The following is an 11654-nucleotide window of genomic DNA, read 5'->3' on the forward strand; positions in this document are numbered from 1 at the left end:
GCCTTTACGGGTCAGTGCGCACACGCGGCCATCCGGTGCGCATGACGCGGCACCGGTGGGCACGTGAAGACCGCAGCGCAACCGCTGCGGCGCACAAGGAAATGGGGTGAGAGCGAGGGCGACCGTCAGGCGGTCGCGACACCCCGAGGCGGGGCCCGCATCCCCAACCCGGTGGCCAGAACAGGCCGGGCCACAACCACTTTCGTCGTCCGGCGCCTGGCGCGCGGAACAGGGCGGGGGGCGCGGCCGGCGAAGAGCCGCAGCCAGCACAGCACCGAGGCGCAGACGATGTACAGATATTCCGCCGCGGCGATGGCGCCGCCGAGCGTGACCGCCGCGCCGAGATGCACGGCCGTCATCAGCGTGCCGGGTACGAGCCCGTCACCGCCGTGGTGGTGGCTTGTCACGGTCAGCGCCACGTGCCCCAGAACCTGGGCGAAGGCCAGGGCGGCCGTGGTGGCAGCCCAACTCGCTGCTCGTCCCTCGACACGGACAGTGGCCGAGAGCGCCCCGACCGTCGCGCAGAGCAGCACGGCGAGTATCAGAGCGCCGCCGCGCGGGAAGCTCCCGCCCGCCGCGAGGTGGGCGCCGGATGTGAGCGTCGCCGAGGAGAGCCCGATCAGGGCTCCGCGAAGCCCTCGGGCACGCGCTCTCGGCGTACGCATGCGGCAGACCCTACCGCTCGGGTTCGCCGAAGTCGGCCATCGCTGGACGGTTGCCCGTTAGGAGCCGGCGTAGGTCTCGGGGTCCGGGCGGAACCGGGTGCCTTCGTCGAGCGCGTTGAGGGCGTTCATCTGCTCGTCGTCGAGCTCGAAGCCGAACACGTCGAGGTTCGACGTGATGCGCTCCGGCGAGGTCGACCGCGAGATCACGACGTTGCCGAGTTGCAGGCTCCAGCGCAGCAGCACCTGCGCCGGTGTCCTGCCGTGCGCGTCGGCGATGCCGGTGACCACGCTGTTGCTCAGCAGGCGGCCCACCCCGAGCGGGCCGTAGGCCTCGGTCACGATGCCGTGCTCGGCGTTGACCGCCCGCAATTCGGCCTGGTTGAGCAGCGGGTGCAGCTCGATCTGGTTGACCGCCGGGGTGAAGAACGACAGGCCGATGACGTCGTCGAGGTGGTGGGCGGAAAAGTTGCTCACCCCGATCGAACGAGCCAAGCCGACCTCTTTGGACTTCATCAGCCCGCCCCAACTGTCGATGTACTTGCCCTGCTCGCCCGCGGGCCAGTGGATCAGGTACAGGTCGACGTACTCCAGACCCAGACGCTCCAGGCTCGCCCTGATGGCGTCCTGGGAGGACTGGAAGCCGAGTTCCTCGGTGGCGAGCTTGGTCGTGATGAACAGCTCCTCGCGCGGCACCCCGGACTGTGCGACCGCGCGCCCGACGGCGGCTTCGTTGCCGTACGCGGCTGCGGTGTCGATCAGCCGGTAGCCGGCCTCCAACGCCGCCAGCACGGACTGCTCGGCCTCGGCCTCCGACAACTCACCCACACCGAGGCCGATCACCGGCATGGTGTTGTCGTCGTTGAGTGTGACGGTGGGGATAGCTGCCGCCGACGTCATGTCACCTTCTTTTCTGAAGTGGAATGCTGGCGAAGACTATATTGCCGCCATCTGTACCGGCCTAATCAGCGCCACACCACGAGGAGCAACCGTGACCGAAACCGTGACGGACCCCGTCGCCGACCGATCAGCACAGCCGCAGGTGCGTCGCAAACTCGGCGTCGCGGGGCCGAGCAGTGACGTGCTGGCGAACAGGATCGCCGGTGTCACGCTGCGCGGGATGCCGCGGATCCCCGACTCCGTCAAGCGGATTCTGCTGGGTGGACGCTCGATCACGCTCGACGGGAACACCCTCGACACCACGATGCAGCTGATGCTCGCCGGCCAGCATCTGCTCGGGCTCGACGGGTTGGTGGCCGACGACGACCACGTGGCCGCCCGGCGGCAACTGGAACAGCTCGCGAGCAGCTTCGCGAAGCGGATCCCGGTCGCGGCCGTGACAGACCTCACGGTCGACGGGGCCGACGGCCCCCGCAAGGCGCGGCATTACCGCACCGATCTGCCCGGGGCGCCGCTGCTGGTGTTCTTCCACGGCGGCGGTCACGTGATCGGCAGCATCGACAGCCACGACGACCTGTGCCGGGAGATCTGCCGCACCGGCGGCGTACACGTGCTGTCCGTGGACTACCGCCTGGCGCCGGAGCACCCTGCACCCGCCGGAGCCGAGGATGCCTACGCCTCCTACCTGTGGGCACGCGAGCACGCCGCCGACTTCGGCGCCGACCCGGGCCGGGTGGCCGTCGGCGGTGACAGTGCGGGCGCGAATCTGTCCGCGCTGGTCGCGATCCGGGCCCGGGACGAGGGCGCGCCGCGGCCCGCCCTGCAGCTGCTGCTGTACCCGGTGACCGACTACCAGAGCGAGACCAGGTCCAAGACGCTGTTCGCCCGCGGCTTCTTCCTGACCAAGCGGGACATGGACTGGTTCAGCGAGCGATTCCTCGGGGAGGCGCAGCTCGAAGGCACCGACGCCCGGGTGTCACCGCTGCGGGCCGGCGACCTGTCCGGGTTGTCGCCGGCACTGGTCGCGACCGCCGGCTTCGACCCGCTGCGCGACGAGGGCCGCCATTACGCCGACGCGCTGCGCACCGCCGGCACGCCCGTGGACTACCGCGAATACGGTTCGCTGATCCACGGCTTCGCGAACTTCTTCCCGCTCGGCGGTGCCAGCGCGGCCGCCACCGGCGACCTCATCTCGGCGATGCGTGCGCATTTGACCCGCGCCCACTGAAGGGGGGCCGGCGACGCCGGTACTCTGAGACCCGTGGCCACCAAACCCAAGAAGAACGCGCGTTACGACCTGAAGGCAGCCGACCGTAAGCGCAACCTGCTCGTCCAGATCGGTCTGACCGCCGTCGTGGTGATCTTCGCGGTCACTTTGGTGCTGTACATCGTGCTCTCCGCCGACGACAAGCCCACCGCCGGTGAGTCCCGGGCCATCCGGGTCGAATCGAGCAGCCTGATCAAAAAGGATGGCACCGACGAGCCCAAGGCCGTCCTGAGCCTCTACGAAGACTTCCTCTGCCCGCACTGCGGCGCCTTCGAGCAGCAGTTCGGTCCTACGATCGACAAGCTCATCGACTCCGGCGCGATCGCGGCCGACTACTACATGGTCGCCATCCTCGACCGGCCGCAGAACAACAACTACCCGTCGCGCGCCGGTGGCGCCGCGTACTGCGTCGCCGATGAGTCGATCGACGCGTTCCGCCGCTTCCATGCCGCGCTCTACGCCCAGCAACCCGGTGAGACCGGCGCGGTCTACCCGGACAACGCCCGCCTCATCGAGATCGCGCGTCAGTCCGGTGCCTCCGGCGGGGTGGCGGACTGCATCAACAAGGGGACCTACGTCGACATGGTGGCCGGCCTTGCTGCGGCGACGGGCATCAAGTCCACTCCGTCGGTCCGCATCAACGGCGAGGACTACCAGTACAGCACCCCCGACGCGCTCGTCGCCAAGGTCAAGGAGATCGTCGGCGACGTGCCCGGGCTGGAAGCCGCACCGCCGGCGCCCGCCCCGCAACCCGTCCCGGCCTCATGACCGCGACCATGGCCGGGTCCGTCGACCATCCCGATCCGTCGGTCGACCGGCCGGCCGCGGTCGAGGTTCCGCGGGCATCAGCGCTGTGGGTGCTCATCGCCGGAGTGGTCGGGCTCGCCGCCGCGCTGACCCTGACGGTCGAAAAGATCGAACTGCTGATCGACCCGAGCTACGTGCCCTCCTGCAGCATCAACCCGGTGCTGTCGTGCGGGTCGGTGATGGTCACCCCGCAGGCGTCACTGTTCGGTTTCCCGAATCCGCTGATCGGCATCGTGGCGTTCTCCGTCGTCGTCGTCACCGGTGTCCTCGCGCTGGCGAAGGTCGGGCTTGGCCGGTGGTATTGGGCAGGCCTGGCCGTGGGCACCCTGGCCGGCACGGTCTTCGTGCACTGGCTGATCTTTCAGAGCCTGTACCGCATCGGTGCACTGTGCCCGTACTGCATGGTGGTGTGGGCGGTCACGATCCCGCTGCTGGTGGTGGCCGCCTCGATCGCGGTCCAGCCGCAGCGCAGCAACAGCGGCGTGATCCGTGCACTGCACACCTGGCGCTGGTCACTGGTGACGCTGTGGTTCACCGCGGTGCTGCTGCTGATCCTCGAGCGCTTCTGGAACTACTGGTCCACCCTCATCTGACCCACGGCGCCGCCGTCGTGATCCGATCACATCCCGCATGCGGTTCCTGTGAGATTGACCTGCGAGGTTAAGGTGAACCGTGGCCGGTCAGATCTCCAAAGTCCTCGTCGCCAACCGTGGTGAGATCGCGATCCGCGCGTTCCGCGCGGCCTATGAGATGCGCATCGCGACGGTGGCGGTGTATCCATACGAAGATCGCAATTCGCTGCACCGGTTGAAGGCCGACGAGTCCTATCAGATCGGCGAGGTCGGGCATCCCGTCCGGGCCTACCTGTCTGTCGACGAGATCATGCGGGTGGCCGTGCAGGCCGGGTGTGACGCGGTGTACCCCGGCTACGGTTTCCTGTCGGAGAACCCGGAACTGGCCGCGTCGTGCGCCGCGGCGGGCATCACGTTCGTCGGCCCCAGCGCCGGTGTGCTGGAGTTGACCGGGAACAAGGCGCGTGCCATCGAGGCGGCGCGCGCGGCCGGCCTGCCGGTCCTGACGTCGTCGGCACCCTCGTCGTCGGTCGAGCAACTCGTCGAGGCGGCCCAGGGGATGGAGTTCCCGCTGTTCGTCAAGGCCGTGTCCGGCGGCGGCGGCCGGGGCATGCGCCGCGTCGCCGACCGGGACGCGCTGGCCGAGGCGGTGGAAGCCGCCAGCCGGGAAGCCGAGTCCGCGTTCGGCGACCCGAATGTCTACCTCGAGCAGGCGGTACTCAACCCGCGTCACATCGAGGTGCAGATTCTCGCCGACAACGACGGCAACGTGATGCATCTGTTCGAACGGGACTGCAGCGTGCAGCGCCGTCACCAGAAGGTCATCGAGCTGGCGCCGGCGCCGAACCTGTCCCCGGAGCTGCGGCAGAAGATCTGCGACGACGCCGTCGCGTTCGCGCGGGAGATCGACTACTCCTGCGCGGGCACCGTGGAGTTTCTGCTCGACGAACGCGGCCACCACGTGTTCATCGAATGCAATCCACGCATCCAGGTCGAACACACCGTCACCGAGGAGATCACCGACGTCGACCTGGTCTCCAGCCAGTTGCGGATCGCCTCGGGGGAGACGCTCGGCGATCTCGGGCTGAGCCAGGAGATGTTGACGGCGCCACGGGGATTCGCGATGCAGTGCCGGATCACCACCGAGGACCCCGCCAACGGGTTCCGGCCCGACACCGGGCGGATCACCGCCTACCGGTCACCGGGCGGCGCCGGCATCCGTCTCGACGGTGGTGCGCACCTGGGCGCAGAGATCGGTGCGCATTTCGACTCGATGTTGGTCAAACTGACATGTCGCGGAAGGGATTTCGACACCGCAGTGGCCCGGGCCCACCGCGCGCTCGCCGAGTTCAGAGTGCGCGGGGTGTCGACGAACATCCCGTTCCTGCAGGCGGTGATCGACGACCCGGACTTCCGCGCCGGACGCGTCAACACGTCCTTCATCGACGAACGCCCGTATCTGCTCACCGCACGCTCACCCGCCGACCGCGGCACCAAGATCCTGAACTATCTGGCCGACGTCACGGTCAATCAGCCGCACGGGCCCCGGCCGTCGACGGTGTATCCGCACGACAAGCTGCCGCCGATCGACCTGGACTCGATGCCGCCGCGGGGCAGCAAGCATCTGCTCTCCGAGGTCGGACCGGAGGCGTTCGCGCGCTGGATGCGTGAGTCCAAGGCGGTCGGCGTCACCGACACGACCTTCCGCGACGCGCATCAATCGTTGCTGGCCACCAGGATTCGCACGTCCGGTCTGCTGATGGTGGCGCCCTACATCGCGCGGATGACTCCGCAGCTGCTCTCCATCGAGTGCTGGGGCGGCGCCACCTATGACGTGGCGCTGCGGTTCCTCAAGGAGGATCCGTGGGAGCGGCTGGCCGCTCTGCGTGAGGCGGTACCCAACATCTGTCTGCAGATGCTGCTGCGGGGCCGCAACACCGTCGGTTACACCCCGTACCCGGAGTCGGTGACCCATGCGTTCGTGCAGGAGGCAACCGCGACGGGCATCGACATCTACCGGATCTTCGACGCGCTCAACAATGTCGACTCGATGCGGCCGGCGATCGATGCGGTCCGCGAGACGGGCACGGCGGTCGCCGAGGTCGCGATGTCCTACACCGGGGACCTGTCCGATCCGGGCGAGAACCTCTACACGCTGGACTACTACCTCAAGCTCGCCGAGCAGATCGTCGACGCGGGCGCGCATGTGCTCGGGATCAAGGACATGGCCGGACTGCTACGCCCGCAGGCGGCGGCGCAGTTGGTCAGCGCGCTGCGTAGTCGCTTCGACCTGCCTGTGCACGTCCACACCCATGACACCCCGGGCGGTCAGCTCGCCACGTACCTGGCGGCGTGGCAGGCCGGCGCCAGTGCGGTCGACGGCGCGTCGGCGCCGCTGGCGGGCACGACCAGCCAGCCTGCGCTGAGTTCGATCGTGGCGGCCACCGCGCACACCGAGTTCGACACCGGGCTGTCGTTGTCGGCGGTGTGCGATCTGGAGCCGTACTGGGAGGCGCTGCGAAAGGTGTACGCGCCCTTCGATGTCGCCGCGGCCGGTCCGCCGACTCCCACCGGCCGGGTCTACCGCCACGAGATCCCGGGCGGTCAGTTGTCGAATTTGCGTCAGCAGGCGATCGCGCTGGGGCTGGGGGACCGCTTCGAGGAGATCGAGGCGAGTTACGCGGCGGCCGACCGGATCCTGGGCCGGCTGGTCAAGGTGACACCGTCGTCGAAGGTGGTCGGCGATCTGGCCCTGGCGCTCGTGGGCGCCGGCGTGTCGGCCGACGAATTCGCCGAGGACCCGGCTCGTTTCGACATTCCGGACTCGGTGATCGGCTTCCTGCGCGGCGAGCTGGGAGATCCTCCCGGCGGGTGGCCGGAACCGTTGCGGTCCAAGGCGCTGGCCGGTCGGGCGCCGGCCAAGCCGCCTGCCGAACTCAGTGACGAGGACACCGCGGCGCTGGCCGACGCGGGCCCGACCAGGCAGGCAACGCTGAACAGGCTGCTGTTCCCCGGTCCCACAAAGGAATTCGAGGCGCACCGCGAGCTTTACGGCGACACGTCGAGCCTGTCGGCCAACCAGTTCTTCTACGGGTTGCGCCACGGGGACGAGCACCGCGTCACCCTGGAACGGGGCGTGGAACTGCTGATCGGCCTCGAGGCGATCTCCGATGCCGACGAGCGGGGCATGCGCACCGTGATGTGCATCATCAACGGGCAGCTGCGGCCGGTGGTGGTCCGCGACCGCAGTGTCGCCAGCGACGTGCCCACCGCCGAGAAAGCCGACCGCACCAATTCCGACCATGTGGCCGCACCCTTTGCCGGCGTGGTCACCGTCAGCGTCGGGGAGGGGGACACGGTCGAGGCGGGCCAGACCATCGCGACCATCGAGGCGATGAAGATGGAGGCCGCGATCACCGCGCCGAAGGCGGGCACGGTCGCCCGGATCGCGGTGTCGGCCACCGCTCAGGTCGAGGGCGGAGATCTGCTGGTGGTGATCGGTTCGGCGGGGAAGAGTGAAGCGACCGGGGACGCATCCTGACCCGGATCGTCGCCGGGAAGTTCGGCGGTCGGCGCATCGCGGTGCCGCAGCAACGGTCGGGCCGGGGCACGCGGCCGACGACCGACCGGGTGCGCGAGTCGTTGTTCAACGTCCTGTCGGCGAGGATCGACTTCGCCGGCCTGCGCGTGCTCGACCTGTACGCCGGTTCGGGTGCGCTGGGCCTTGAGGCGTTGTCGCGCGGAGCGGCGTCGGCGCTGTTCGTCGAGTCCGACGCCAGGGCCGCGGCGGTGATCGAGCAGAACATCGCCGGGCTGGGGGTTCGCCACGCGGACGTGCGGCGCGGCTCGGTGTCGTCGGTCCTGTCCGCGGGCGCACCCCGGCCGGTGGATCTGGTGCTGGCCGACCCGCCCTACGAGATCGACGCCGCACAAGTCGACGACGTCCTGCGGTCGCTGGTCGCGGCCGGGTGGACCGCGCCAGGCACGGTAGTCGTGGTGGAACGTCCCGCATCGGGCCGCGACATCGCCTGGCCGGATGGGTGGTCGGTATGGAAGCCCCGCCGCTACGGGGACACCCGCGTCGAGGCCGCGCAACGCTGCTAGCGTCGACCGACATGAGTGGAGCGGTGTGCCCGGGATCCTTCGATCCGGTGACCCTCGGTCACATCGACGTCTTCGAGCGTGCCGCGGCGCAGTTCGACGAGGTCGTGGTCGCGGTGATGGTGAACCCGAACAAGTCCGGGCTGTTCACCCACGACGAGCGCATCGCGCTGATCGAGGCGTCGACCACCCACCTGCCCAACCTGCGCGTCGAGTCGGGGCAGGGGCTGATCGTCGACTTCGTCAAGGAGCGCGGGCTGACCGCCATCGTGAAGGGCCTGCGCACCGGCACCGACTTCGAGTACGAGCTGCAGATGGCGCAGATGAACCGGCACGTCGCCGGAGTCGACACGTTCTTCGTCGCCACCACACCGCGCTACTCGTTCGTGTCGTCGTCGCTGGCCAAGGAGGTGGCGATGCTCGGCGGTGACGTCTCGGAACTGCTGCCGGAGCCGGTGAACGCACGGCTGAAGGCCAGGCTCGCCGAGCGGGGTTGAGTCACCCGCGCGCGGGTACGCACAGGGAACCGGTGTGCAGCCCTTGAGCACCGGCCATTCAGCCCGTCACACGGAGGTGCCGACCGTGCCTGAGACATTCGTTCAATCCGCCGACGACGTCGTCGCGTTCCTGAGGGATCAGCACAACCTGATCAAGGACATGTTCGACGACGTGCTCCACGCGTCTGAAGACAAGGCGCGCGAGAAGGCGTTCACCGATCTGCGTCAGCTGCTCGCCGTACACGAGACCGCCGAGGAGATGGTGATTCATCCACGAGCCCGGCGGGAGGTGGATTCCGGTGACGAGATCGTCGATGCCCGCCTGCGCGAGGAACATGAGGCCAAGGAGCAGCTGGTCGCACTGGAGAAGCTCGACATCGCGTCCGAGGAGTTTCTCACCGAGCTGACGAAGTTCCGCGACGCCGTGCTCGAGCATGCCGAGCGTGAGGAGGCCGAGGAGTTCACCAAGCTCAAGCGTGAACTCGACGCCGACGAGCTCAAGAGCCTGGTAGGGGCGGTGCGTGCCGCCGAGGCGATCGCGCCGACCCGACCGCACCCCGGGGTGGAATCGGCCAAGCTCAACTTCGCGGTCAGACCGTTCGCGTCGATGCTGGACCGTGCCCGCGACGCGATCGGGTCGGCCTTGCGCTGACATTGGCCCCGTGTCCGGCTGGTTGACATAATTTACGCGGACGGATGCCAGTCGAGCCTCGTCTGCGACACACCGGCAACGGAAGCCCAGTCACAGGCGTAACACCAGGCACACTGGTAACTAACAACTACGCCTGGAGGGTGTCGCCGTGTACCGAGTGTTCGAAGCTCTCGATGAATTGGGTGCGATCGTCGAAGAAGCCCGCGGTGTGCCGATGACGGCGGGCTGTGTGGTGCCGCGCGGGGACGTCCTGGAGTTGATCGACGACATCAAGGACGCGATCCCCGGTGAGCTCGACGACGCGCAGGACGTCCTGGACGCGAGGGACTCCCTGCTGCGTGAGGCGAAGGAGCACGCCGAGTCCACCGTGTCGACGGCCAATGCCGAGGCGGATTCGATGGTCAACCACGCCCGGGCCGAGGCGGACCGGCTACTCGCCGATGCCAAATCCCAGGCCGACCGCATGGTCGCCGAGGCGCGTGCGCACAGCGAGCGCATGGTGGCCGAGGCCAGGGAAGAGGCCGCCCGCATCGCGGCGACTGCCAAGCGCGAGTACGAGGCCAGCACCGGACGCGCCAAGTCCGAGGCGGACCGGCTGATCGAGAGCGGCAACCTCGCGTACGAGAAGGCCGTGCAGGAGGGCATCAAAGAGCAGCAGCGTCTGGTGTCCCAGACTGAGGTGGTGGCCACCGCCACCGCCGAGGCCACCAGGATGATCGACTCCGCGCACGCCGAGGCCGACCGGCTGCGCGGCGAGTGCGACATCTACGTCGACAGCAAGCTGGCCGAGTTCGAGGATTTCCTCAACGGCACGCTGCGGTCGGTCGGTCGTGGACGTCACCAGCTGCGCACCGCCGCCGGCACGCACGACTACGCGGCCCGGTAGCTCGCCGAAGGGCCACCGTACGATACGGGCATGGCGACGGACGTCAACGCAGCGCACCGAGGACCACGGTCGCCGTTGGTGATCGACATTTCCCGGCTCGGCCGGCGACCGGGTTCGATGATTACGGTCGACGAGACAGTGCCGAGCCCGGCCCGGATGGGCGTGGAGCTGGTGGCGGTAGCCGAAGGCGCGCCGCTGGACCTGGATCTGCGCTTGCAGTCGGTGTCCGAAGGTGTGCTGGTCACCGGGACCATGTCGGCCCCGACCACCGGTGAATGCGCGCGGTGCCTGACGCCGATCACCGGGGAGGTGGTCATCGATCTCACCGAGCTGTTCGCCTATCCCGACAGCAAGACCGAGGAGACCACCGAGGCCGACGAGGTCCCGCGGGTAGGCCAGAACAGGGGAGTCGAGACCGTCGACCTGGAACAGTCGATCACCGACGCGGTGGGGTTGGCCCTGCCGTTCTCGCCCGTGTGCACGCCCGATTGCGCGGGTCTGTGCCCCGAGTGCGGGGTCCGGTTGGCCGATGCCGAACCGGGGCATCACCACGAGCAGATCGATCCGCGATGGGCCAAGCTGACCGAGCTTCGCGAGCAGAGCCCTGGAGATGACTCGTGACGGTGGACCGTGCGCTCCTGCTCGACGCGCTCGGTGTCGAACTGCCGGGTGAGCTGCTCACCATCGCGCTGACGCATCGCAGCTACTCCTACGAGAACGGTGGCGTTCCGACCAACGAACGTCTGGAATTCCTGGGCGATTCGGTGCTGGGCCTCACCATCACCGAAGAGCTGTACCACCGTCATCCGGACCGCTCCGAGGGCGATCTGGCCAAGTTGCGGGCCAGCATCGTCAACACCCAGGCCCTCGCCGACGTCGGCCGCCGGCTGACCGAGCACGGTCTGGGCGCCTACCTGCTGCTGGGCAAGGGCGAGGAGAACTCCGGCGGCGCCGACAAGTCCAGCATTCTCGCCGACGGCGTCGAATCTCTTTTGGGCGCAATTTATCTCGAACACGGCGTGGAGGTCGCCCGCCAGGTGATCCTGCGGTTGTTCGGCACGCTGCTGGACACCGCGCCGACCCTCGGGGCGGGTCTGGACTGGAAGAGCAGCCTGCAGGAGCTGACCGCCTCGCGAGGCCTGGGCGCGCCGGCGTACGTCGTCACCTCCACCGGGCCCGACCACGACAAGGAGTTCACCGCGCTGGTGGTGGTCGGGGAGAGCGAGCACGGCAGGGGCGTCGGCCGGACGAAGAAGGAAGCCGAACTCAAGGCGGCCGCGGCGGCGTGGCACGCCCTCAACGGTGACTGA

12 protein-coding genes are annotated in these 11654 nt (G+C 68.6%); 10 read left to right on the forward strand and 2 right to left on the reverse strand.

The window, feature by feature from the left end; all coding sequences use genetic code 11:
- Positions 1 to 125: 125 nt before the first annotated feature.
- Positions 126 to 665, reverse strand: a complete 540-nt coding sequence (locus tag ACTWP6_RS01910; protein WP_443186687.1) for a hypothetical protein — start codon at positions 663 to 665, stop codon at positions 126 to 128.
- A gap of 57 nt (positions 666 to 722) precedes the next feature.
- The gene (locus ACTWP6_RS01915) at positions 723 to 1562 is read right to left on the reverse strand and encodes an aldo/keto reductase (protein WP_260751424.1); all 840 of its coding nucleotides are present in this window, start codon (positions 1560 to 1562) and stop codon (positions 723 to 725) included.
- A 91-nt stretch (positions 1563 to 1653) separates the two neighbouring features.
- On the opposite strand from ACTWP6_RS01915, the gene ACTWP6_RS01920 reads away from it, so the two are divergent.
- From ACTWP6_RS01920 to rnc, 10 genes are all read left to right on the forward strand, one after another.
- Positions 1654 to 2790, forward strand: coding sequence for an alpha/beta hydrolase (locus ACTWP6_RS01920; RefSeq protein ID WP_443186688.1), 1137 nt, complete (start codon positions 1654 to 1656; stop codon positions 2788 to 2790).
- Positions 2791 to 2823: 33 nt separating this feature from the next.
- Entirely contained in the window at positions 2824 to 3597 is a 774-nt protein-coding gene (locus tag ACTWP6_RS01925; RefSeq protein ID WP_443186689.1) for a DsbA family protein, read from the forward strand.
- The gene (locus ACTWP6_RS01930) at positions 3594 to 4229 is read left to right on the forward strand and encodes a vitamin K epoxide reductase family protein (protein WP_396884324.1); all 636 of its coding nucleotides are present in this window, start codon (positions 3594 to 3596) and stop codon (positions 4227 to 4229) included. Before ACTWP6_RS01925 ends, ACTWP6_RS01930 begins: the two co-directional genes overlap by 4 nt.
- Positions 4230 to 4320: 91 nt before the next feature.
- Entirely contained in the window at positions 4321 to 7749 is a 3429-nt protein-coding gene (locus ACTWP6_RS01935; RefSeq protein WP_443186773.1) for a pyruvate carboxylase, read from the forward strand.
- Positions 7746 to 8312: a 16S rRNA (guanine(966)-N(2))-methyltransferase RsmD gene (rsmD, locus tag ACTWP6_RS01940; protein ID WP_443186774.1), complete on the forward strand. Its 567-nt coding sequence runs from the start codon at positions 7746 to 7748 to the stop codon at positions 8310 to 8312. Before ACTWP6_RS01935 ends, rsmD begins: the two co-directional genes overlap by 4 nt.
- An 11-nt stretch (positions 8313 to 8323) precedes the next feature.
- Positions 8324 to 8806 carry a pantetheine-phosphate adenylyltransferase gene (coaD, locus tag ACTWP6_RS01945; RefSeq protein ID WP_260751428.1) on the forward strand — a complete coding sequence of 161 codons (483 nt, stop codon included), beginning with the start codon at positions 8324 to 8326 and terminating at the stop codon, positions 8804 to 8806.
- 85 nt (positions 8807 to 8891) lie between these two features.
- A complete protein-coding gene (locus tag ACTWP6_RS01950) occupies positions 8892 to 9458 on the forward strand; it encodes a hemerythrin domain-containing protein (protein ID WP_443186690.1) in 567 nt (188 codons plus the stop codon).
- Between the two features lie 148 nt (positions 9459 to 9606).
- Complete coding sequence (gene sepIVA / locus ACTWP6_RS01955; RefSeq protein ID WP_443186691.1) at positions 9607 to 10344, forward strand: cell division protein SepIVA; 738 nt, start codon at positions 9607 to 9609, stop codon at positions 10342 to 10344.
- Positions 10345 to 10374: 30 nt separating this feature from the next.
- On the forward strand, positions 10375 to 10965 hold the full coding sequence (locus tag ACTWP6_RS01960; RefSeq protein WP_443186692.1) for a YceD family protein: 591 nt from the start codon (positions 10375 to 10377) through the stop codon (positions 10963 to 10965).
- The gene (gene rnc, locus ACTWP6_RS01965; protein ID WP_260751435.1) at positions 10962 to 11654 is read left to right on the forward strand and encodes a ribonuclease III; all 693 of its coding nucleotides are present in this window, start codon (positions 10962 to 10964) and stop codon (positions 11652 to 11654) included. The genes ACTWP6_RS01960 and rnc overlap by 4 nt, the downstream gene beginning before the upstream one ends.

The sequence above is a fragment of the Mycobacterium sp. 4D054 genome (genome assembly GCF_052245755.1).
Classification (GTDB): Bacteria; Actinomycetota; Actinomycetes; order Mycobacteriales; family Mycobacteriaceae; genus Mycobacterium.